Source organism: Gorillibacterium timonense (assembly GCF_001457415.1).
GTDB classification, from domain to species: domain Bacteria; phylum Bacillota; class Bacilli; order Paenibacillales; family NBRC-103111; genus Gorillibacterium; species Gorillibacterium timonense.
Genome location: NZ_LN881724.1, coordinates 1,809,498 through 1,832,554 on the forward strand (window position 1 = coordinate 1,809,498; position 23,057 = coordinate 1,832,554).

Genomic DNA, 23,057 nt, shown 5'->3' on the forward strand with positions numbered 1-23,057 from the left:
TGTGATTTCATTTTGGATGAATGAGGAATTTTGGCGACATTGGATAGACGAAGTTCCGAAGAAAAAGTTGCGTTTTTGTAAATTATCCATCACATTTGTACTAAACCTGTTTTTAAAGCGGCTTGCGAACGGCTCAACTTGAATATTTCGCCCGATGGACGCTCCACGATCCGAATGCTCCGGCGTTTCTTCTCGTCTGATCCATACGTCTTAGCAGTTTGATTACACGTTCTATTGTAGAAAGCAACCCAGTTGAAGCGCTTGGAGTGATGAAAGTGTCGGCTATGCCGATTGATCCGGTATTGCCGGAATTGTGCAGGATGCTGCGGGACCCGGGGATGGCGGTGCTCGTTGCTCCCCCGGGAGCCGGGAAAACCACGCAGGTCCCGCTCGCGCTCTTAACCGAACCCTGGCTCGACGGCAAGAAGCTTCTTATGCTTGAACCGCGCCGATTAGCGGCCCGCAGCGCCGCCCGCTACATGGCAAGCAAGCTCGGAGAGCAAGTTGGGGAAACCATTGGCTATCGAGTTCGTATGGATACACGTACGGGTCCTTCTACCCGAATTGAAGTGGTCACAGAAGGTGTTCTCACGCGCATGCTGCAGGATGACCCCAGTTTGGAAGGAGTTGGGGGCGTCCTGTTCGATGAATTTCATGAACGAAATCTGCATGCCGATCTCGGGCTTGCTCTTTGTTTACAGTCGCGCGAGCTTCTGCGCGAAGATTTGCGCCTGGTCGTGATGTCCGCAACTCTGGAGCCGGAGCCGGTTGCTCTGCTGATGGGAGGAGCGCCAGTTCTCGTTAGCAGCGGACGATCTTATCCGGTCGATACCGTCTACCGGGAGCGGCCGCTGGAGGGCGGATTCGGCGCTTTGGAAACGGCGGTTGCCCGTACCGTTCTGACCGCGCTCGATCAGCATCCCGGGGATGCGCTTGTCTTCCTTCCCGGATTGGCCGAAATCCGCCGGACGGAAGAACGGCTGACCGAATGGTTGGCTGATGGACGAAGAGGTCCGGTTCTCCTTGCTCCGCTGTATGGCGACCTGAGCTCGGAGGAGCAGGATCGGGCCTTGACACCCGCCTCTCCGGGAATGCGCAAGGTCGTCCTCGCCACCTCGATCGCCGAGACGAGCCTTACGGTGGAAGGGGTGCGCATCGTCGTGGACAGCGGCTTAATGCGCGTGTCCCGCTTCTCCCCCCGAACGGGGATGACGCGGCTCGTCACCGTACCCGTCTCGGGACCGGCCGCCGATCAGCGGCGCGGGCGAGCGGGGCGCGTAGCCCCGGGCGTCTGCTACCGCTTATGGACGGCGGACGAACAGAGTCGCCTCGCCCCGCGCAGCACACCGGAGATGCACGAAGCGGACCTCGCGCCGCTCGCGCTTGAGCTGGCCGCCTGGGGCGCGTGCCGTCCGAGGAAGAGGAGGCGAGCGGGCTCCTGCTCGCCTTCGCGTACCCGGACCGGATCGCCGAACGGCAGGACGGCGGACGCTATCGCTTGTCCGGCGGGCGCGGTGCCGTTCTTCCCGGTCCGCAGGTGCTGTCCGCCTCGCGTTACCTCGTCGTGGCGGACTTGGACGATCGGGGCAGCGACGGACGAATCCGTCTCGCCGCCCCCTTGTCCGAGCAGGAGATCGCGGAGCATGCCGCCGAGCTCATCCATGAAGAGGCCGCGATCGAATGGGACCCGGCCGCTCAAGCCGTTCGCGCACGTCAGCGGCGCTGCTTGGGGGCGCTCGTCCTGCGGGAAGCGCCGCTGCCCTCCCCCGATCCGGAGCGGGTGCAAGCCGCTCTGCTCGCGGGAATCCGTCTGACCGGCCTGGATATTCTTCTTTGGTCGAAGGGAACCCGGCAATGGGTGGACCGGGTTCATTTTCTCGGCAGGCTGGACCCGGATTGGCCCGACGTATCGTCGGAGGGGCTGCTTGCCACGCTGCCCGATTGGCTGGGGCCGCATCTCACCGGAATGAAGAGCCGATCGGATTTAAACCGTCTCCATCTGCAGGCCGCTTTGAATTCCTTGCTCCCTTGGAGCAAACAGCGATTGTTGGATGAATGGGCGCCCACGCATCTCGTTGTCCCGAGCGGATCTCGAATCCCAGTCGATTACAGCGACCCTGAATCTCCTGTTCTTGCCGTACGCCTGCAAGAAGTGTTCGGGTTGAAGGAGACTCCGCGAATCGGCAACGGTCGAGTCCCGGTGCTGCTCCATCTGCTGTCGCCGGCGCAGCGTCCGGTTCAAGTGACTCGTGATCTCGCGAGCTTTTGGCAATCCGGTTATTTCGAGGTGAAGAAGGATCTGAAGGGTAGGTACCCGAAGCATTATTGGCCTGATGACCCGACCGCCGCCATACCGACAAACCGTGTTCGCCCGCGAAGCTGATATATTTCGCAATCTCGCTTATGACTGGTACGCTGTCATCCTTAATCGTTGGATACATGGGAGTAGCAAGGAGGGGTGTGGGTGGACCGCATGGCATTTTTGATTCTGACAGAACAGGAGACCCTCCTGCCGGTATATTCGAAGAGCGTCGGTCATTGGGATCATCAGGAGAAGACAGTACGCAAGGAGGGATACCCTTCCTTCCAATGGCTGTTCTGCAGCTCGGGCAGCGGTGTCCTTCGCGTTCGGGAGGAAGAAATCCCGGTGCTTCCCGGTACGGGCATGTTTCTGTATCCCCATGAGCCTCATGAATATGAAGGCATCGAACCGTGGGAAGTGGATTGGATTACCCTATATGGGCCCCAGGTAGAGCCGCTTGCAAAGCTGGCAGGTCTGACCCGATCCGGGGTGTACAAGGTTCAGCAGCCGGCTCCGCTGCTCGCCCACCTTCGCAGCGCCCAAGCCATCGCGCTGTCCAACCGGCCGCTCATCGGGCTCGAATGCTCGAAGGCTGCCTATTCGCTTCTCCTGGACATGACACGTTACCTAAGCTGGGGTTCCACCGGCAGTCATGAGAGCGGCTCGGAACGGCTTCAGCCTGTTTTCGACTATATGGAAACCCATTACCCGCTCCCCGTTACGCTGGAAGAATTGGCGGAGGTGATCGGCGTGTCGGCTAAACATTTTTGCTTGATCTTTCGCCGCACAGTCAAGATGCGTCCGATGGAATATTTAAACTTGCTGCGCATCCGCAAAAGCAAAGAAATCATGCTGCAGGAACGAAATCTCCCGCTTAAAGAGATAGCGGGAATGGTTGGCTTCGAGACGCCGGGTTATTTTAGCCTTCTATTCAAAAAAGCCGAGGGCATGACCCCGGATCTGTTCCGCAGGTTAAATCGATTATCCTAATCCCGAGAAGGAGGAATTTGTATGCCGCCAGAGGAGCAAAACGGTAAGCAAAAAACACCAGCCGTCACTCCAGAGGAACCATCCATCAACGAAACGGCAGCTTGGGCTGCCAGTCACAGCGCCCTTGAGCGAACACTGCAGGCCGGAATTCATGGGGCTCCCGAGCTGCGCCGAGATGAGAAGCGTTATTTTCTTGGAGAGTTTCGTGAGCGGGTGCTCAAGGTTTTGACGAAGAAACAGATGGCGGAGCCAGAAATCTATGAAGAAATCCGCGTTGCCTTGACAGATCCTCGAGCAGATAAGCTTATCATCGACGGGAGCACACCGGATCGGCACAACGACAAATATGAGCACCTGGCCGCTTCCCTCGGCAAACAAAGCACCACTCGCCGGGATTCGGAATTTCAAGGGGATTTGGCGCTGGTGGTGGTCAGCGATCAAGCAGTCGATGTGCCTGATGAGGAGATTCGAATCAAGACGAGAGAAGAAAAGCTGAGGGACAAAGGAATCCCGGATCTCCTGATCCAAGCGGCGGGGAAAAAAATCTGCCTGAACTGCTACTCCCTCATCCAAGAGAAAGCTCCTGAAGAGAAGGGGCACTACCGCGTGATGTCTATGCTGGACCGATTATTTGGCGAGAAATGTCCCGGTCACGAGGGATGATCTTCATGGGGAAGTGGAGCGGGGAGTGGCGGGAAAATAAGACATCATTCCATGACACAGATCTTTAAAACCTCTGTAACAGGAGGGAGTGTTACTGGCGATTTTCGTCCCTATGGGACGTTGATTGTCCCATAAATGTGACCGTTTTCACAAATAAAACCTAACAAATTTCCTTTGGCTCCTCGTTTTCGTTTCGGTTGAAAGGCAAATACAGAGCGGACTTGAGGTTCGCTATGAGAAAGTTTGAGAACGTTTTCTTTTTTCGCCGTGATACAAATCATTTCACGCCTTGATCCCTGTGCAGTACAATTTAAAACAGGGAGGCGATAATGATGAAACAGTATTTTATTCATGCCGATATGTTCGATGAAGATTACCAGCAGCTCTACGTTCGAGAAGAAAATGCCGTTCAAACTGAAACCGCTTACGAGTTGGTTCGCGAAGAGACGCGTTCGGTTCTTCTTGTACCGAAATCGTCCTGTCTGGAAATCACCGAAGAAGAATACGGCCGCCTTAGGAGCTTGGGTGAAGGCTCCTCCGTTTTCGGACGCGAGGCTTTTGCCGTCATCACCTCCAAGCTGGAGAAGGAGCTCCAATCCATATAGGCACTCCCCATTAGTCGCATAGTCACTCCTCAACAAGGAAGGTATTTACAGATTGAGTGCAATCCGTTATAATCGTCCACAAGAAGTTCCTCGTGGATAAGGATTGCACGTTCAGGAAGCACCTGAATCAGCCGTTAGTGGCTGTTTGGGTGCTTTTTTTGTTGTCTGCGAACAAGGACGGGAAAGGGGGATATCGGTGCGCAGGTGGATCATTGGAATTTCCGGAGCCTTGCTGATGGCATTATCTGTTCTCGGGTATCTGCTGTTTATGAATCATCTCGAGCATAGCAAAAGCACGGTGGAGACCCTCATGCCGGTAAGGACCCTGCTCAGCGGTGAAGTTGTGGATGTCTCTCTCCTTCACTCCGTAACGGTTTCGTCGGCTGCTCATCGTGCGGATGCCGTGATGGATCCGAACGAGCTGATCGGCAAGCAGGTTGTCGTGCCGATTGGTCGAGATGAGGAATTTGCAGCCTGGAAGCTGTCCGAGGTGAAGCTGACGCCGATGACTGGCGAACGGTATTACAGTTTCAAAACCGACGCGGCAACCAACGTGAATAACATGGTCCGGCGCGGTGATCGCGTCGATGTCTGGGTGGAGTGGAAGGGACAGACAAGCGATCAGAGAGAAGAACGGATCACCGCGGTGAAAATCATTGAAAGCTTGCCAGTGGCTGGCGTAAAGACGGCGGAAGGGGTCGAGGTCGGAGACAAATTCGGAGTCGATTCGATGCTGGCGGGGGATGCCGCCCAGCTTGCGTCATCGAGAGGTCGAGCTCCCGGCAAGCCGGAACTCAATACGTATATCATGAGCGACGAAGTATATGCCGCTTTTGCGGCGGCTTCCGTTCACGGGACGATCCGCCTCGCGCTGCCTAACCTGACGGAGGCGAACAGCGAGCCGGCGCGGGTCACGTCCGAATTCGCCGATTGGCTGGCGCACAACGCCGTCAAACCCGAATTGCTCAATCTCGAATCGGAAGGAGTCAAACCATGAAGCTGTTAGTGGGAACGCGAAACCCGGATGCGTATTTGCGGCTGATGGATGTCAAGCCTGGTTTGTTCCAAGTTCATACTGCAGCAAGCCGCGAGCAATTGCTGTTTCGCATGGAAGAGAAGTTTGATCATATTGCTGTCGATCTTCAGCTTTTTGCAGACGGGTACCCCTGGGATGTCATTCGCGAGCTGTCGGTCCACAGATGCGGCGCGGAATTGACCGTGATCCCCGACGGTCGCGTGTACGATTCCCTTTTTCTCGAGGTACTGACTCGTCTCGCTGCAGAGGCGGACATATCCGTCCTGTCGCTTGCGTTGTCTGCCGAGGAAGCAGCAGCCCAATTCTATGACCGATTGGGGCTGCCTGAGCCTTCCGCGTTGGCGAGACTGGACGGAAAGGTGATTGCGGTCTGGTCTGCAGCGAGCGGAGACGGGGCGTCAACGGTGGCGGTCAATACGGCCCTTACTCTCGCGGCGAACAGCGAGCTCAGCATCGGCCTGCTCGATTTGAACCTGAAGAACCCTACCTTGAGCGCCAACCTGAACCTGAAAGCGGCCACTGCCACCAACGTGAAGCTTCGGCCGCGCTTGCAGACGCAATCCCTTACTGCGGATGAACTGCTGGCAGGCTGCATCACAAATTCGAAGCTGAGGCGGCTGTTCATCCTTCCGGGAAGTCCCCGCAGAGATTCCGCCGCGGATTTCACGCCGGAGATGATCGATCGCCTGTTGACGGTATCGCGGAAAGCCTTCGATTTGACGCTGCTAGATCTCAACGGTTATCCGGACAATGCCGCTACGGTTTGCGGGGTGCGCGGCGCAGATGTGCGCTGGCTGGTCACGCGTCCTCGATATGACTCTTACCGAATCAGCTGGAGTGAATGGTATGCCTGCTATTGGAAGTACTGCGGCTTGAAGACGAGCGACATCCGCTTTGTCATGAATCAGTCGCTAGGCAAGGGAGAAGCGGCCGCCGCATCCGCACATCTGAACATGGAGATGGCGGCGGAGCTGCCGATGCTGCCCCTGGAGCTCGGAGCCAAAGCGGTGGATGAAGGAGTGCCGTTTTACAATCAGCCCGGAGCTGAAAGCTTCAACGAAGCCGTCTCCCGGCTAGCGGCCGAAGCCGCGGGTGCTGCGGGAATCGAAATGGAATCGAAGCCGGTGCGCAGGAAACACCTGTGGCAGCGCTTTGGTCGCCGCATCGCCTGGGATTGATCGGACAGGAGTGAAATCATGGAACCCGTTGGAAGACAGGATCGGATGAAGCCCCGACAGCTTTTTCGGGCGGATGCCTATTTGGAAGACATCAAGCAGCAGGCGGTTTGGAGCTCGAGCGGGCGGAAGCGTTCCGATGTGCCGATTGGCGGCAGGAGAATGGGCTTGAGAGAAGCGGCAGTGGTCGTCCATGAGCATTTGACAGGCCGAGCCGCGAAGGACTCCGAGCTGCATCACGACATTTTACAGGCGGGTCTGGGAGATCCTCAAGCTCGCGATAGCATGAAGGCTCTCATTGAGACGCTGATCATGGAATATCGCATCGATGTCGATCCTTCCACCTTGATCGACGGCTGCAGCGCGACGGACAGCATCTATGCGGAAACCTGCGGCGCCAGTCTCATTGAGGATCTGCTGCAGCTTCCCGATGTCGAAGAGGTGCAGGTTATCGGACGAGACATCTTCCTGCTGCGCAACGGAGAGCAATTCCTTCATCATCGGAGCTTTGCTTCCCTCGACGATGTTCGCATCCTCCAGGAGAGGCTCGCCCTTTGCGGTAAAAAACCGATTCACGAGCGGCAGCCGGTCCTTCAAACCTATCTTTGGAACCGCTCGCGGCTTGTCATGACGAGGGAACCCTACACCGATGTGCCGAGCATCCATATTCGCAACTTCATCGTTAAGGATGTCAGCTTGGACAAGCTGGTCGAGCTTGGAACGATTGACATTCCTTCTGCGGAGCTCCTGAAACAGCTCGTCCATTATCATGCCAGCTTCCTGATCGGCGGCTCCACCAATACGGGGAAGACCACCTTTCTCTATGCGCTAGCCCAGGAAACAGGGGAGCAGGAACGGTTGCGCACCTTGGAAAAGGATTTTGAAATCTCTCTTCGCGATCGGCTGAGGGGGAAGCGCAACATATTGGCAGCCCGGGAGGCGGAAGACGTTCGATTGACGATGGAAGAAGCCTATAAACCGCTCCTGGTGATGTCCCCGCATTGGGTGATTCTGGGGGAAGCGAAAGGAGCCGAGGTTGCCCAAGCGGTTCAAGGCGCGTTGAGAGGCCATGACGTGATGGCAACGATGCATACGAAATACCGGGACTCCTTTCTGTCTGATGTGGAAGATATGATCCGGCAAGACGGACGGGATCATGATCATCGAGATACCCAAAGTCGAATCGCTCGCGCATTCAATATCGTCGTTTTTCTCAGGCTCTTACGGATTAACGGGACGAATCGAAGAGTCGTGACCGAGATAACGGAGCTTTATGTGGATGAATGTGGGGAAGCGAAGGCGAAACCGCTTGTCGAGTGGTGCTATTCCTCACAGACTTGGTGGCGAACCGGCGAAGCGATAAGCCACCCTCTCCAACAGCATTTGATTGCGAATGGGGCAACAACATCCGTCCTGCAGAATCTGGGGGTGATGGTTCATGAGCGGTAATTCACTGCCGGAATCTCTGGTGCAGGGAGCAGCTCAAGGACTCTTCCTCAGTCTGTGGATCATCGGGACGGCGATGCTGATCCTGGTCATTGGACCATCCCTTTCTCGCCGAATGGCACGGAGGCGAAGGATTCGCCGTTATCGGGACGCGGTAACGGCGGAGAATCATCGTTACTTGCTCCGGTATCCCGTCGTCAGACGGTTGGCGGCGGACATGGAATTCGCCGAATGGAAAGCGGCACCCGAGTGGCTTCTGTCAATGATGCTAGCTGTTTTCCTTATCGGAAGCTTCGGTGCGCAAGCGGCGGTTGGGATCCTTCAGCAGCATTATGCGACCGGCGCCGATCGTTTCGTGCGTGCGAATCCGTGGCTGATGAACCTGTTTGCCGGGAGTTTGCTCGCATCACTGCCGCTCTTTTATTTGAAGTTCCGCGTGCAGAAGAAGCGGAATCGGATCGCAACCCGTATGATTATGCTGGTTCAGAACATCATCGGGCATTACAATCCTGCGCTGACTTTAAATGAAATGCTTGTGAAGGCTTCAGGAACGATGCCCGCCGATGTCCGCAGGGAGTGGAATCGTCTCGTGGTGAACCTGCACATGCAGACGACTCAGGAAGCCTTACACGATTTCGCTAAGCGGATCGACAATCACTGGGCGGATGATCTGGCCGATCTGCTATTGATGGGAGCTCATTATGGCACCGACATTACGGAAGCCCTCCATAAGCTTGTCGCCCATATGCAGACGGCCAAAAGCAACGAAGAAAAGCGAATGGCGATGATCACGGCTTACCGCATCGGCACGACGCTGATGGTCGGCTTTGCCGCCTTCGTGGTGCTGTTCAATATCTACGCGGATACCGGCAATTTTCGTCACTATTTCTTGGAGCCGGGAGGGAAGAAGGTGATGACGATCTCCATTGTCGTACTCTTTGCTTCCTTGCTCATGGTGGTGCGATCTGGGCGCAAACCCTTTTAGCCCATACGCTTTCAACACAATACCCTTTGTATTCGCACGACTTCTCAACCGATTAACGCCGCTTCATATCCACGCGATTAGAGTTGACAGCGATTGTGTTGAATGGGGTGAAAACCGAGTAAAGGAGGGATTTTGATGGTGTTGGCTCTGTGGAGGCTGAGTCCGGTTCCGCTAGTCTTGTTCGTGCTCTTTCTGTGCGGGAGTGCGCTATTTTGGCTGCCGCTTGTCAGCGGAGTCCGGATCAACCGGATGAGTCGAATCGGTACGTTGAAAAGCAGGCTGGCCCATGCCCGGGAATCGCCTGCGAGTTTGATGAAGGGGGAACCCACAGACAAGTTATCCGCTTCGAGCCGAGCCTATTTGGATCGCGCGAGGTTGGCCGGTATCGGAGTAAGCTGGTCGTATAAGCGATTCCAACTGCTGAAGGTCGGGACAGCCCTTTTTCTTGGGGCGATGACGGTATTGTTGAGGGAAGCGCAGAATGGCTTTGTTTTATCGGGTCAAGCCTTAACAGGAAAGGCGCTGGCTATCGGCATTATCGGCGGTTCGATCGGCTGGTGGCTGCCCGATCTCCTTCTCCTGGTGTTTGCCTCCCGGGCTCGAAGCCGCTACCTGTTTGAAATCTCCAAGCTGGCGGAACGCCTGGCCTTATGCGTGAGTGAGAACGCCGATATCCGGGATGTGCTGCTTCGTGCGAGCCGACCGCTCGTCTTACTAAAGCCGCATATTCTCGAATTAGCCGCCATGTGGGGGAAAAACCAACAGGAAGCGATATGGCGGTTCAAGGAAGCGGTCGGGATATCGGAGGTTTTTCCCTTGGTCAATGCTTTGTACGCATTAAGCCGAGCGGAGACCAAGGACGTGGTGAAAGTCCTGCAAGAGCAGGCGCGAAGCATTGAGGCGACTTTGGAGTCGGATGTCGCCCGCAGGCTGGAAAATGCTCCGATTTGGATCAGCTTTTATATCATGATTCCCTTCAGCTGTGTCGTTCTTCTGTTTCTCTATCCATGGCTCATCACCGTTCAGACCCAGCTGTGGAGCAATTATTCCATCCCGTAAAGGGAAAGAAGGTAGGATATCGATGAGCAAGCTCGTTGTCAGCGTTCTGCTGACGGTTCTGCTGGCGGGAGCGGTCCTGGTCGTGATCGGAAGCCAGCTTATTCCTGCCGCACAGTCAGCAGGAACCCATACTCGAACCCAAATCGGGGATGCATTCCAATAAGAATGAAGGATCAACCAAACTAGGAAAGTAGGGATTTCTCCATGGCTAAGTTAATCGTAACGATTTGCCTCACGGTATTGCTGGCAGGCGCTGCTCTGTATGTAGGAGGAAAGCAGGTAGCTCCCGGCGTCGTCACCAAGGGAGGCACCATCAACACGGCTTTAACGACGACTACCGTGAATACGACGACGGGCAACGTAACCCTCTCGGCGCCGTAACCCATTCATGAGCAAATTAGTGACCACCCTGCTGATGACGGTTTTGCTTTTTGGCCTTGCAGTGTACCTGTTCAACGGAGGTGGAAGTCTCAAGGACTCGCTCCGCTCCGGTCACGGCCAGGTGAGCCATTCGCTGCGCAGCTTTGATTATGTTACGGATTAGAGGAGTTGGGCTTGAAGTCACACTCCAGACCGATCGGTGAAGGAGGAGGGGGGGCATCATGAAGACTCTCGGGCAGCGGCGTAATGGTTCTAGGAAGCGAAGGGGATTTCTGTCCAATGAGAAAGGAATGTCCAATCTGCTCGTCACCCTCATGATCATGCCCGTCCTTCTGTTTCTCTGCTTGATCATCGTTCCCTTCTTCGTGTACACGATGAAGCTGGATCATTTGAACACCATCGCCAATCATGCGCTGAAAGAGGCGGAAGCGGTCGGCTATTTCAGCCCGGCAATCGCCGTATCCACCACAGACCGCTTGGATCACTTAGGGATGGGCGAGGTGACAGTGAAGGGGAATAGCTATCCGGATTACTCAGGCAGCACTCCGGTCAAAGTGTTGAGGGATTCACCGGACCCGACGGTGACTGTCGTCATCCGGTATCCCGCGCCAACCTTGGCTCGCATGCTGGCGGCTATCGGGGGTTCGGCCTCGTCCAACCAATCAGAAGGATACTTTCAAGTCACTCTATACGGTCGAAGCGAGGCATACGAATGAAGAGGAAGCGATATGGAACCGGACGGCGCATTTCCATTTGGCGCAATGAACGAGGAGGAGTGGCGATTCTGCTCCTTGCTCTTCTCGCTATTCTTTCTTTGACGGCCATATGGCTTGCCTCGTTTAATTGGAGCAAGCAGACCCTCAGCGTAAACAAAGCAAAGCCCATCCTGGATTTGGCGACCCGAGCGGCATCCTTGGACGTGAACCCGGATGCTCTCGCAGAGGGAAGATTGGAATGGGATGAGGAAGCGGGACAGCGGCATTTCACCGAATATTTGTATCGGAATCTCCGTTTGGACGACCTGGGCGATCCTCTTCCGGGCAGTTTTCTCGCTCGGAGGCCGGCGGTTCATACCCTCGAATTCGTGACAGCCCTGACGTATCCGGTTACTCTTCATCGGAGCCTTGTTCTCTATGAAGCAAGTCTGGACGAGACTGTCCGAACCGTCGATGTTACGATATACGGTCCGTCGGTAGTCGCTATCGTCGAGTTTCGGATATCCGCCATCGGCTCAACCCGGCTTGAGCCGCTCATCCTCAGCAGCGTATCCAGTATCCGCTTTCGCTAAATATAAGCGGAGTGGGGGAATCGAAGATAACTATTAAGTACATGAATGATCCTTTGAATTACATCTCCGTCGAAAACAGGACTGCCGTGACGTCCCGAAAGGACGATGCGGAAGTCCTGTTTGAATTCCTAAGCGACTTATGAACATCAGGAGGCGGAACCTGCCGCCGAGGATGACGTAGTAGTGGAAGAGAGGGAATCACTGCCAGATGTGGACGATCCCGGAGAAGCGGATTCCTGGCTTGCTTCGGCAGACGGCCGTTTCACTTCCGTGAGCAGGATTCCGAGCAGGATCAAGCAGGCGCCGATCAAAGCCTGAATCGTCATGCGTTCGCCTGCAACTAGATAACCGCCTATGGCCGCGAATATCGGCTCCGAGGCAAAGATCAAAGCGGTATGGCTTGGGGAGGTGAAGCGCTGGAAATACGTTTGCGCCCAATAAGCGAAGGTCGTCGCGAAGAGCGAGCCCATGACCAAAGCGAAAGCGACCTTCGGATCGAGCAGGACATCGAGGCGGTAGACATGCCGCCAGTCTTCCGCTGCGAAGGAAGTTGCGAAGCAGAGGATCGATACCGTTAACAGCTGAACCCACACCAGGGGATAGGTATCGTGCAGCGCGGTTATCCGGTCCGTAAGGATGATATGGACGGCAAAAGCCAGCGCTCCCAGAAGAATGACCCCATCGCCCCATTGAAAGGGCTCCGCTTTGTCGATCGACAACAAGCCGAGTCCAATAAACGCAATGCCGATTCCGATGCTCATGGAAACCGTAATGCGGGTTTTAAAGAACAGCCGTGAAAGAAGCGGAACGATGATGACCAGAAACCCAGTGAGAAACCCGGCCCGGGATGCGGTCGTATACAGAAGCCCCACCGTCTGACCTGTAAATCCTCCATAGAGGAAGAAGCCGAGAACGATCCCGCTCCAAATGGTGCTCTTTTTCAGGCGGCCTCGGGATTTCTTCGGGGATAACCGCCATACGGCCAGCATGAACAGGGAAGCCAAACCAAAGCGGATGGCCAAATACGTGATCGCTGGCATCACATCAAGAGCATTCTTAACCACGATAAACATGAAGCCCCAAATAATGGTAACGCCTAACAGGACTGCATCCGCGACGTAAGATTTTTTCACAACCGCATCCTCCGACCCCATTTATCTTTTGCAGATTGTAGCATAGCACGTTACATCGGGCAATGAATTTCGCTCTTGGAAGAAGTTTCCCTTACGGCCGAGTGACCTGCGAAAGGATGGGGAAGCCTAGTGACATTCCTTGAAATTGGGTTTAAGGAATAGAAGGGTGTATATTGCCTCCATGAACTGAACGAGGAGGCGAGGCACGAATGCTACTTCATATGAAGGAGGTACTCGGGTGAAGAACGGGAATTATCATACTCTGAGCGAGGCCGAAGTCGTAACATCGCTGACAACGAGCGAATCCGGATTGACGGACGTGGAAGCGGCAGCAAGGCTGACTCAATATGGCAAGAATGAATTGAAGGAGGGGGAGCATAAATCCCTGCTTCAAAAGTTTTTTGAGCAGTTCAAGGATTTTATGGTCATCGTCCTCCTCGCTGCGGCGATTGTCTCCGGCATTCTAGGGGAGATTGCGGATTCCGTGATCATTTTTCTTGTCGTGATTCTGAATGCGGCTTTGGGCGTCTTTCAGGAGGCGAAGGCGGAGAAAGCCCTTGACGCTCTGAAAAAGATGTCTTCACCGCATGCCCGCGTGAAGCGAAACGGAAGGGTAGCCGATATTCGTGCGGATGAGCTCGTACCGGGGGATATCGTCCTCATTGAAGCAGGGGATTACATACCGGCGGATATGCGGCTTATCGAAGCAGCGAGCCTGAAGATCGAAGAAGCCGCGCTTACCGGTGAATCGGTCCCGGCTGAGAAAGGGACGGCTCCTCTCGAGAAAGAAGACATTGTGATCGGCGATCGCGTCAACATGGCTTATCTGGGAAGCAGCGTCACCTACGGTCGGGGTATCGGGGTCGTCACCTCGACGGGAATGTCGACGGAAGTGGGGAAGATCGCCGGCTATTTGACCGGCGGGGATCCGGAAATAACTCCCTTGCAGAGAAAGCTGACGGAGCTTGGCAAAACCCTCACCATCGGGGTGCTGATCATCGCGGCGGTTATCTTTGCGGCAGGTATTTTTCAAGGACGGGGCTACCTGGATATGTTCTTGACCGCAGTCAGCTTGGCTGTTGCGGCCATACCCGAGGGACTACCCGCCATCGTGACCATCGTGCTGGCCATGGGCGTTCAGAAGATGGCGAAGCAGAATGCGATCATCCGCAAGCTTCCTGCCGTCGAAACGCTTGGAAGCACGGAAATCATCTGCTCCGACAAAACCGGTACCCTCACTCAGAACAAGATGACCGTCAAACGTCTTTATTCCGGAAATGGATGGCTGGAGGAGCAGGGAACCTTCAAGGATTCCCTGGAAGGCGAGCGCCTGATGCAGATCATGAGCCTTTGCAATGATGCGAAGGTGGATGAATCCGGATCCGGGAATGGAGAAGAAGATGCTAAGCTGATCGGCGATCCGACGGAAACCGCTTTGGTGGCGTATGCGAAGACGCAGGGGTATTCCAAACCGGAATGGGAGGCAAAGCTTCCGCGAAAGGCGGAAATTCCGTTTGACAGCGATCGCAAGCTCATGACGACCTTCCACGAAACGGAGCCCGGCAAATACCTCGTCTTCGTCAAGGGGGCGCCGGATGTTCTGGCAGAACGGTGCACGCAAATCGCCGTTCAAGGCCGAATAGAAGGCTTTAGTTCCGAGCGCAAAGAGCAGGTTCATGCGGCAAACCGGGAGATGGCGAGTGAGGCGCTGCGCGTGCTCGCTCTAGCCTATCGGGAAACGGAGACGCTGCCGGACAACCCGAAGCCGGAAGATTGGGAGAAGGAGCTCACCTTTGTTGGGCTGACTGGAATGATCGATCCTCCGCGCGAAGAAGTGAAGGCCGCTGTGGAAGTATGCCGAACCGCCGGAATACGTCCGGTGATGATTACAGGCGATCACAAGGATACGGCCTCCGCCATCGCGCGTGAGCTGGGCATATTGGCTCCGGGTGACGAGGCAATCACCGGCAGCGAGCTGGATCGGATTCCGCCTGACGAGTTTATTCAAAAGGTGGAGCAGTACTCGGTCTACGCGCGGGTATCCCCCGAGCATAAGGTCAGGATTGTAAAAGCATGGAAAGAGAAGGGCAAGGTCGTCGCCATGACAGGAGACGGGGTGAATGACGCCCCCGCTCTCAAGACTGCCGATATCGGAGTGGGCATGGGGATCACAGGAACCGATGTCTCCAAAGGAGTCTCGGATATGGTGCTGTCTGATGACAACTTCTCGACGATCGTCGTTGCTGTGGAGGAAGGCCGCAAAGTATATAGCAATATCAAGAAGGCGATTCAATATTTGCTCTCGGCGAATATTGGAGAAGTCCTCACCTTATTTATCGCGACTATGTTCGGAGCGGTCATCCTGTTCCCGATTCATATTCTTTGGATCAACCTGGTCACGGACACCTTCCCCGCCCTCGCACTCGGGGTTGAGAAGACAGAGAAGGGTGTCATGAAACGACCCCCTCGACCGGCCAATGCCAGTGTCTTCGCGGAAGGGGCGGGCTGGACCATCCTTTATCAGGGCATTCTGGAAGCGGCCATCGTTCTCGGCGTGTTCTTTTATGCTCTGGATCGCTATAGCTCGCCTGAAGCGATCACGATGGCATTCGGCACCCTTGGCTTTATTCAGGTCACGCATGCCTTTAACGTTCGCTCTCAGAGAGAATCGATCTTCAAGATCGGTTTGTTCTCGAACCGATACATGCTGCTAGCCGCCGCCGCATCGACTCTGCTGATCCTCATCGTGATGCTCGTTCCGTTCTTCCAGGATATTTTCAGCTTGACGGTATTGAGCTGGGAGCAATGGAGCCTGATTATCGGAGGAGCGCTGCTCATCGTAGTCGTTGTGGAGATCATCAAGATCTTCAAGAAGAAGGAGATGGTTCCGCCCATCGTTTAAGACTTCTTATGGTTACACGGCTAATAGGCCGCTGCCTGGTTCAGGTGCGGCCTTTTGCATGGGAAATTTTCCGATTTCATTACGCTTAGCCTTGCCGGGTGGAAATCATTGCCCTTACAATGGAGGAAATCGTGGAATGACAAAGGATGTGGCAAGAGCACGTGGAAAAGGCTGTAGAGATCGTTTATACCGAAGGGATCATGGATCAAGCGCTGGACGCCTTTGGCTTGTCCCGAGAAGGGCTCAAGCTGCTGGGTGACTTTGAGAACTATGTATACGAAGCCACGAAGGACGGCAAAGCCTACATCCTTCGACTGACTCACAGCAGCCATCGGAGTCCGGAGGAGGTCGAGAGCGAACTCGACTGGGTGAACCATCTGATCGATAACGGAGTGGAGGTGCAGGCTCCGCTGCCTTCTCTGGATGAACGGTATGTAGTGCCGGTTCAAGCGGAGGATGATACGGTATTCAGCGTTTCCCTCTTTGAGAAAGCGGAAGGGCATCATCCGCGCTATTCGGACCCGGATGAATGGAACAGTAGGCTGTTCCGGGAATGGGGTAGGAAGACAGGGGAAATTCATCGAGCGACCCAGACATACGTTCGGCCGGAACACCTCCCAAGCCGCCCGCATTGGGACGAAGATGAATTGAAGGATCATGCGAGAGATTACATTAACGAAGGAGAGGAATGGATGCTCGACCGGCTGAACGCCTTGTTCGATCATCTTCATTCTCTGCCGAGAGATTCGAGCTCTTATGGTCTCCTTCATACCGATATTCATCCGGGTAACTTCTTTGTAGACGGTGCTAAGCTTCGCGTGTTTGATTTCGACGATTGCAGCTATAATTGGTACGTTCATGATCTGGCGATTCCGCTATATTATTCGGTAGCCTGGGGGCTGCCGGAGTCTTATGAAGGGAGCCGGGACCGATTTGCGGCGGATTTTTTCCGAGCGTTTTGGGATGGGTATTATCAGGAATTCAAGCTCGACCCGGTATGGCTAAAAGAGATTCCTTACCTCCTCAAGCTGAGGGATTTGACCTTGTATATGGTAATTAACAAGAAGGTAAGCCCGGAGGAGCTAGCGAAGAATGAGAGGCTTACCCGCACTCAGACGGAAGCCCGCGATCGCATCTACCGGGATGTACCCATTGCTTCTCTGGACGACGAACAGCTCATCGGAGGCTAAGGCCACAAGGAGAAGATTTTCTTTCTAACGAGCGAGTTCCTACGTTTCTGAGGAGTTCTCATTCACTCGTATACCTAGAGTTGCTTTTCATAAGGAGATGAACGACAATGACGGCATGGACTTCAAACCATTTTACATTGGAAGCGGTTGGGAAAGGGATCTACGCAGCTCTAGCGCGGGAAGATGGAGCTGCCATGGGAAATGGCGGATTCGTGGACCTGGGAGACCGGATTATCGTGTTTGATACGTTCAACGCTCCCCAAGCTGCCCAGGATTTAAAGGAAGCGGCGATTCACTTCACGGGTCACACGGAATTTATCGTCGTGAACAGTCACTGGCATGGGGATCACATTCGCGGCAATCAAGTGTTTGAAGCGGCTCCTGTTCTTTCCACCCCGGTAACCAAGGAGTGGATTGAGAGGGAACACCCCGGGCGAATCCGCAAACAGCAGAGCATGCTGCCCCAGCTGGATGAGGACATTCTTGAGCTAGCCCGCAAGCTTGAGCAAGATACCCTATCCGATGCAGAACGCGCGGCTTTAAGGAACCAGCTGTCTTTTTTGAAGGAGATGAGGATTGCTCTGCCTGAGCTTCGCCTCGTTTCGCCAACGGATGTAATTGAGGACGAACGGATCATCGAGGGAACCGATCGCCGGGTTCGCCTTTTCTCCTGCGGCTCCGGGCACAGTTCGTCCGATCTGGCCATGGAGGTTCTTGATGAAGGGGTGCTTTTTGCCGGTGATCTGGTGTCGATCGACAATCATCCCATGCTGGATGGCGGTGACCCGCAGAACTGGGTGAAGATTCTCAATTGCTTGGAAGCTGACAACTACTCTCAAGTGATTCCCGGGCACGGTCCGGTTGGCGACAGCCGTTCGATTGCAGTCATGAGACGATATATCGAAGATCTGTTTAAGCAAGCAGAGCATGTGGATGAACTGGATGAAATCCCCCAATCTTATCAGTCTTGGAAAGCGGATTTTTTGTACAAGTCGAATTTGAATTACATAAGAACGAGAACAACCCTATAACGAAAGAAACATCTTTGGAGGAAGAGACACATGTCGGAATCAAAGCAGATGAGCATTGGAGTGGACGCTGGAGGAACCCTGATCAAGATCGCCTATAGCGGAAAGCATACGAATCGTGGAGCGGAACCGGAGACGATGAAAATCCCAACCTCCCGCATTCGGGAAGCGGCGGATTGGATCGCCCGGCATCCAGAAGCGAAGGTTTGCTTGACCGGGGGAAAGAGCCGTGTCCTCACAAGCTTGCTGCAGAGAGAAACATCGCAACTAGGAGAATTTGACGCGACGGTAGGCGGAGCCTTGTATTTGCTGAAGCGGGATGGAGTTGAGCTGGACTCCTTCATTCTGACGAACGCGGGAACGGGAACCTCCGTGCATCATGTTGCGAGCAGCGGCTCTCATCGGATCATCGGGACCGGTGTCGGCGGGGGGACGGTCATGGGCTTGTCGGCTCTCTTGACGGGAGAGAGCGATTTCGATTCCATCGTCAAGGCTTCCGCTGACGGTGACCGCGAGCGAGTCGACTTGCTTGTGAGCCACATCTATGAAGGGGCAATTCCGCCAATACCGGGAGATTTGACGGCGAGCAATTTTGGCTATGTGCTTCAGAGCAAGGAGACTCCGCAAAAAGCCGATGTCCTCGCTTCGGTGCTCGGCCTCGTCGGGGAAACGATCACAACGGTCAGTGTAATGGCGGCGGCTTTGGCCGGAACGAACCAGGTGGTTTATGCCGGGTCGCTGTTCGATGTCAACCCGCCGCTTACCGAAATCGTTGCGCGCTACACCCGCATTCGGGAATGCGAGCCCGTCATGCTGGCAAACGGCGGCTTCTGTGGAGCGATCGGAGCTTGGCTGACTTTTGCTTAAGGCCATTAAAGACCTTAAAACTTAATTCTTTCGGGTTCTCCGTTGAATGTCGTACAGACTCGCCGGTTGATCGGTTTGGTTGAAATAGAGCTCTCCGTTTTGGATATGATCGATATAGAGGATGCCGTCCAAATGATCGATTTCATGCTGAATGCACCGGGCCAAATACCCGCTTGCCTCTAGCTCCCGCAAAGCTCCGCTGCGATCCATCGTCGTGAGTTTTACTTGTTCGGAACGCTTTACTTTCCCGTAATACCCCGGATAGGACAAGCAGCCCTCGGTTCCGTATTGCTCGCCGCTGCGTTCGATGATCACCGGATTGACGAGCTCGATCAGCCCGTCCCCGCAGTCCATGACAATCACTCTTCGGAGGATGCCGATCTGCGGGGCGGCAAGTCCTGCGCGTCCTTCGGCTGCATAAAGCGTCTCTCCCAGGTCATCCAGCAAACGGGACAGTCGGTCATTCCATTCCGTTACGGGGCGTGCGGTCTTTCTCAGAATAGGATCTCCGAAGGGGAGAATCGGTCGAGTCGTCATCGGGTCATACTTCCTTTCTCATCTTGTAATTTCCTGTTCTTCGTCAGGGGTAAAGCTCCACAGATCGTTTGGCGTACAGGCTAGGGCTGTGCATAAAGCATTCATGGTGTCTGCTTTCATCTGTTTGGGCTCTCCCGATACTAAGGCGCTGATGGAAGGGGCGGACAGCTCATAACCCGCTCTTTCCTTCAACAGCCGTCCGAGTGCCGCGCCGGACCAGATTCCTCTAGCAGCCATCACTTGTCGAAGCATCCATACCAGCAAGATCTTCACCCCTGTTGTTAAGGTTACGCCATAGAATAGTAGGCGGTGCCTAATTTTATTCGTACATGACTAACTATACCCGATTGATATCGAAAGGAAAAGAGGGAACGGCGACGCCTCATGCCGGTTTGATTGAATAGTGACGGATAAAGGGCAATACTAAGAGCAAGCCAATGGGGAGGAATGAACCATGCTGCAGCGTTATCGGATTGACGGGAAAACCGAAGGATTGCTGACCAAGTTCGATCCGGAGGATACGGGAAAATATACCGACCGCGATGAGATTGCCGAGGAATTCGAGAAATTGAAGGAAGAGCTCAAGGAAGAGCAGGAAAAGCTGTTTGCGAGCAAAACGAACGGGGTTCTGATCCTGTTTCAGGGGATGGACTGCAGCGGCAAAGACGGCGTCATCAAGAAGGTGTTGTCCGAACTCAATCCGCAGGGATTTCGAGCGGAGAGCTTCAAAGCGCCAACGACGGAGGAAGCCGCCCACGATTTTTTGTGGAGGACGCACAAGGTAACACCTCCCAAAGGCTTTATCACCGCATTCAACCGTTCCTATTATGAAGATGTCTTGATCACGCGCGTCCACAAGCTGGTGGACGACAACGAAGTCGAAAGGCGCTTCAAGCATATCGCCCGATTCGAAAAGCTGCTGACGGACAGCGGCATCGCGATCGTGAAGATCTTCCTTCACATCTCTCCTGATTTTCAGCTCAAGAAAATCGAGGAGCGGATGGTCAACCCGGAAAAGCTGTGGAAATTCGATCACAGCGATTTGGAAGAACGGCGGTATTGGAACGAGTATCAGCAAGCGTATAACGATGTATTCGCCAAGACGTCGACCAAACACAACCCGTGGCATATCGTTCCAGCCAACCATCGCTGGTTTCGGGATTACCTCACGCTCAAGATCATCGTATCCGCCTTCAAGGATTTGAAGCTGGACTACCCGCAAGTGGACTTAAGCCGATACGAATCCTTGATCCATGAGGATCCGTTAGCGAAGCGGAAGGCTGCGAAGCCGGTGAAAGAGCGATCGGCAAAGCAAGGGGAGAATAGGGAATAGGGTAATTCTTAGCATTTTCTTGCAAACCGGAATAACTGGTAACTCATAAAGGCGTACAAGAGGAGCAGGTTCCTCTTCGTACGCCTTTATTGATGCGCGTGGCGCAGGTCATGTCTCTGTGACTCGTTTAATTCCGCTCGCGTCCCGTCATTTGCTGCCAGACGGAACCCGCTGCCGCCTCGCCGCCTTCGATCCGCTGGATCGCCATCTGGATCTGCATGCGGATTTCGAATTCCGCGTCGTTCTCCGCAGCACGCAGAGCAGGCAGAGAGCGCTCATCGCCCGCTTCATACAAGAATCGCGCGGCTCTCCAGCGCACGAGCTTGTTCCGGTCACGGAGAGCCGCTGCCATTGGCACCGCTGCTTCGGGATCGCCGATGTCGGACAGCGTATCGCCTACTGTCCGCCTGACGATGGGAGACGGGTCCTGAAGCGCTGAATAAAGCAGCTGCATGGCTTCCGGAGTCCGCACATCTCCCAAATAGACAGCCGCCAAGCGGCGAATGGACACTTTTTCGTCTTGAAGGGCCTTCCTCAAGAACGGAATCGATTCCTCCTGCGGTTTGATTCTCTCCAAAGCCGCGTAGCGGATTCTCCAATCCGGATTACTCCAGACATCGTCGGAAACCGGGAGAGAGGATTTGCCCTCCATGGGAGTTTCGCCGGGAGCGAGCTCGCCTGCGCTTGCAACCAGGTGGGCAAGTCGCTCCTCGGAATAAGCGGCGTCGAGTTCGGCTGAAACTTCTCCGAGTACGTCCTGCAGCTCGCCGTAACGCACTCCGTGCTCCTCCAGCTTGCGCTCCTTGATCAGATTGGGGGAGGCGAGACCGGCCTGAATTGCTGCTTCCGCGAAGCGGCCGGGGAGTCCCAAGCGTTCCTCGCGCTCGCCGGAGTAAACGCGGATCTGCATCGGGATTCCCCGGAAGTACTGAACGGCGACACGCACCTCTCCCCAAGAGTCGGACGGGCCAACCACCTGATGATCCGTATCGAGAAGAATTGTCCCTCCACGAGACGAATCTCCAGTGTTTGGAGCTTCTCCCATAATGGCTCTAACCTGACGCAAGATCGGCTGCCAGTCGCTCTTCGGATGCCGATCGATGGCCATAAAATCGGCCGCATGGTATAACCCGGTCACACCGGGAATCGTGAACAGCTTCCGCACCTCTTCGGGGGCTTGCTCCAGCGTATCGGGAGTATAGGTTCGGCGGTCTCCCGCCGGTAGAGTCTCATCCAGATTCAGCTTCATGGAATTCGGACTTGGCGTCGGTTCAATGGATATGAGCTTCATACGGACACTCCTCTGCTGGAATAGATGCTTTTGTCTTTTATGATACCATAAGGAGATTGCTTGAAAGAAGCGACAAGCGAAAGCTGTCATGACCATCGAAATTGACGGTAAAAATGGTTATAGCCAATTATTACAGCGGATATTCACCGAAATTGAATTGCATTCTGGAGTCATTTCAGGTAAAGTATGTACTTGTGTTGCAGAGTTAATATCCTAATTTCAGGAATTTAATTCTGCAAGAACGATAGAGAGAGGGGTATACCAAATGTACAAGAAACTTGCTTTAGGAGCACTCATTCTTTCCTTATCCATTTCCGCAGCAGCATGCTCGTCGGACAACAAGAACGCGGAATCCGCATCTCCGACGCAGTCGGCAGCAGCCGCGACGGTCGCTCCGACCGCAGCGCCTGCCGAAGACGCAAGCCTGTACCAAGCGAAGGCTTACATCGCCGGCCGTCTTGCTGAAGAAAAAATTAACCAGCTCTTCACGAAAGAAACGACCGAGGACGGCAAACCGGTTCTGACCTCCACCATTGCCAAAAATAAAGAAGAAGCCGCTGCATTCTTGAATGCTTACCTCGATCCGGCCCTTACGGAAAAAGTGCTTGCGCACTACCTGACGGACGAAAAAGCCGGTGAAGCCATCGTCGTGAAAGCCGATCCGTTCGTAACGGCATCGATTCTTGCTACGGCTTCCCAGGATGACGTTACGTTTGCCGGAAGCGCGGACGAAGTGAAGATGACCTTGAAGGACGGCGGAGTTTACACCGCCAAGAAAACCGCTGAAGGCGGATACGTGATCAGCGACATCGCCAAGTAAGGATGCGCAAATCCATAGGAATGCCA

Annotated in this window: 23 protein-coding genes and 1 pseudogene; 20 read left to right on the forward strand and 4 right to left on the reverse strand. The window is 54.6% G+C overall.

The features are described 5' to 3' along the window. The first annotated feature begins 269 nt into the window (after positions 1–269). The 14 genes and pseudogenes from BN2684_RS20895 (at position 270) to BN2684_RS20945 (ending at position 11,930) form a co-directional block, all read left to right on the forward strand. Positions 270–2,383 (forward strand): annotated as a pseudogene (locus tag BN2684_RS20895) (ATP-dependent RNA helicase). 90 nt (positions 2,384–2,473) lie between these two features. Continuing rightward, the gene (locus BN2684_RS20900; protein WP_234340328.1) at positions 2,474–3,292 is read left to right on the forward strand and encodes an AraC family transcriptional regulator; all 819 of its coding nucleotides are present in this window, start codon (positions 2,474–2,476) and stop codon (positions 3,290–3,292) included. A 21-nt stretch (positions 3,293–3,313) separates the two neighbouring features. After that, positions 3,314–3,955: a YueI family protein gene (locus BN2684_RS20905; RefSeq protein ID WP_082652102.1), complete on the forward strand. Its 642-nt coding sequence runs from the start codon at positions 3,314–3,316 to the stop codon at positions 3,953–3,955. Between the two features lie 332 nt (positions 3,956–4,287). Next, positions 4,288–4,560 (forward strand): hypothetical protein, encoded by a 273-nt coding sequence (locus BN2684_RS20910; RefSeq protein ID WP_058304026.1) that lies wholly within the window; start codon positions 4,288–4,290, stop codon positions 4,558–4,560. Between the two features lie 235 nt (positions 4,561–4,795). Then, positions 4,796–5,557 carry a CpaB family protein gene (locus BN2684_RS20915; protein WP_148450041.1) on the forward strand — a complete coding sequence of 254 codons (762 nt, stop codon included), beginning with the start codon at positions 4,796–4,798 and terminating at the stop codon, positions 5,555–5,557. Beyond that, on the forward strand, positions 5,554–6,774 hold the full coding sequence (locus BN2684_RS20920) for a CpaE/TadZ family protein (RefSeq protein ID WP_058304028.1): 1,221 nt from the start codon (positions 5,554–5,556) through the stop codon (positions 6,772–6,774). The genes BN2684_RS20915 and BN2684_RS20920 overlap by 4 nt, the downstream gene beginning before the upstream one ends. A gap of 18 nt (positions 6,775–6,792) precedes the next feature. Continuing rightward, complete coding sequence (locus BN2684_RS20925) at positions 6,793–8,220, forward strand: ATPase, T2SS/T4P/T4SS family (protein WP_058304029.1); 1,428 nt, start codon at positions 6,793–6,795, stop codon at positions 8,218–8,220. Then, complete coding sequence (locus BN2684_RS20930) at positions 8,210–9,202, forward strand: type II secretion system F family protein (RefSeq protein WP_058304030.1); 993 nt, start codon at positions 8,210–8,212, stop codon at positions 9,200–9,202. Before BN2684_RS20925 ends, BN2684_RS20930 begins: the two co-directional genes overlap by 11 nt. Before the next feature lie 135 nt (positions 9,203–9,337). Next, entirely contained in the window at positions 9,338–10,261 is a 924-nt protein-coding gene (locus BN2684_RS20935) for a hypothetical protein (RefSeq protein ID WP_058304031.1), read from the forward strand. Between the two features lie 22 nt (positions 10,262–10,283). Beyond that, complete coding sequence (locus BN2684_RS24775; protein WP_187385788.1) at positions 10,284–10,424, forward strand: hypothetical protein; 141 nt, start codon at positions 10,284–10,286, stop codon at positions 10,422–10,424. A 41-nt stretch (positions 10,425–10,465) separates the two neighbouring features. Beyond that, a complete protein-coding gene (locus tag BN2684_RS24780; RefSeq protein ID WP_187385789.1) occupies positions 10,466–10,642 on the forward strand; it encodes a hypothetical protein in 177 nt (58 codons plus the stop codon). 7 nt (positions 10,643–10,649) lie between these two features. Further along, positions 10,650–10,805 (forward strand): hypothetical protein, encoded by a 156-nt coding sequence (locus tag BN2684_RS24785; RefSeq protein ID WP_187385790.1) that lies wholly within the window; start codon positions 10,650–10,652, stop codon positions 10,803–10,805. Between the two features lie 58 nt (positions 10,806–10,863). Next, the gene (locus BN2684_RS20940; protein WP_234340291.1) at positions 10,864–11,358 is read left to right on the forward strand and encodes a hypothetical protein; all 495 of its coding nucleotides are present in this window, start codon (positions 10,864–10,866) and stop codon (positions 11,356–11,358) included. Next, positions 11,355–11,930 carry a hypothetical protein gene (locus tag BN2684_RS20945; RefSeq protein ID WP_148450043.1) on the forward strand — a complete coding sequence of 192 codons (576 nt, stop codon included), beginning with the start codon at positions 11,355–11,357 and terminating at the stop codon, positions 11,928–11,930. The genes BN2684_RS20940 and BN2684_RS20945 overlap by 4 nt, the downstream gene beginning before the upstream one ends. A gap of 146 nt (positions 11,931–12,076) precedes the next feature. Here BN2684_RS20945 and BN2684_RS20950 read toward each other — a convergent pair whose 3' ends face one another. Further along, positions 12,077–13,063 (reverse strand): DMT family transporter, encoded by a 987-nt coding sequence (locus BN2684_RS20950; RefSeq protein ID WP_058304033.1) that lies wholly within the window; start codon positions 13,061–13,063, stop codon positions 12,077–12,079. A 238-nt stretch (positions 13,064–13,301) separates the two neighbouring features. Here BN2684_RS20950 and BN2684_RS20955 point away from each other — a divergent pair, with 238 nt between their 5' ends. The 4 genes from BN2684_RS20955 to coaW all read left to right on the forward strand — a co-directional run bounded on the left by BN2684_RS20955 (position 13,302) and on the right by coaW (position 19,050). Then, complete coding sequence (locus tag BN2684_RS20955) at positions 13,302–15,965, forward strand: calcium-translocating P-type ATPase, SERCA-type (protein WP_058304034.1); 2,664 nt, start codon at positions 13,302–13,304, stop codon at positions 15,963–15,965. A gap of 161 nt (positions 15,966–16,126) precedes the next feature. After that, entirely contained in the window at positions 16,127–17,155 is a 1,029-nt protein-coding gene (locus BN2684_RS20960; RefSeq protein WP_159065827.1) for a phosphotransferase enzyme family protein, read from the forward strand. A 107-nt stretch (positions 17,156–17,262) separates the two neighbouring features. Further along, positions 17,263–18,186, forward strand: a complete 924-nt coding sequence (locus BN2684_RS20965) for an MBL fold metallo-hydrolase (RefSeq protein ID WP_058304036.1) — start codon at positions 17,263–17,265, stop codon at positions 18,184–18,186. Between the two features lie 30 nt (positions 18,187–18,216). Beyond that, entirely contained in the window at positions 18,217–19,050 is an 834-nt protein-coding gene (coaW, locus tag BN2684_RS20970) for a type II pantothenate kinase (protein ID WP_058304037.1), read from the forward strand. 21 nt (positions 19,051–19,071) lie between these two features. On the opposite strand, the gene def is transcribed toward coaW, so the two are convergent. Both def and BN2684_RS20980 read right to left on the reverse strand, forming a co-directional pair. After that, positions 19,072–19,587: a peptide deformylase gene (gene def / locus BN2684_RS20975; protein ID WP_058304038.1), complete on the reverse strand. Its 516-nt coding sequence runs from the start codon at positions 19,585–19,587 to the stop codon at positions 19,072–19,074. Between the two features lie 18 nt (positions 19,588–19,605). Next, positions 19,606–19,851, reverse strand: a complete 246-nt coding sequence (locus BN2684_RS20980) for a helix-turn-helix domain-containing protein (protein ID WP_058304039.1) — start codon at positions 19,849–19,851, stop codon at positions 19,606–19,608. Positions 19,852–20,041: 190 nt separating this feature from the next. On the opposite strand from BN2684_RS20980, the gene BN2684_RS20985 reads away from it, so the two are divergent. Then, positions 20,042–20,920 (forward strand): PPK2 family polyphosphate kinase, encoded by an 879-nt coding sequence (locus BN2684_RS20985; RefSeq protein ID WP_058304040.1) that lies wholly within the window; start codon positions 20,042–20,044, stop codon positions 20,918–20,920. 127 nt (positions 20,921–21,047) lie between these two features. Here the strand turns inward: BN2684_RS20985 and BN2684_RS20990 are convergent, their stop codons facing one another. Beyond that, positions 21,048–22,211, reverse strand: coding sequence for a conserved virulence factor C family protein (locus BN2684_RS20990; protein ID WP_058304041.1), 1,164 nt, complete (start codon positions 22,209–22,211; stop codon positions 21,048–21,050). Positions 22,212–22,476: 265 nt separating this feature from the next. On the opposite strand from BN2684_RS20990, the gene BN2684_RS20995 reads away from it, so the two are divergent. Beyond that, entirely contained in the window at positions 22,477–23,031 is a 555-nt protein-coding gene (locus BN2684_RS20995; protein ID WP_058304042.1) for a hypothetical protein, read from the forward strand. Positions 23,032–23,057: the final 26 nt, after the last annotated feature.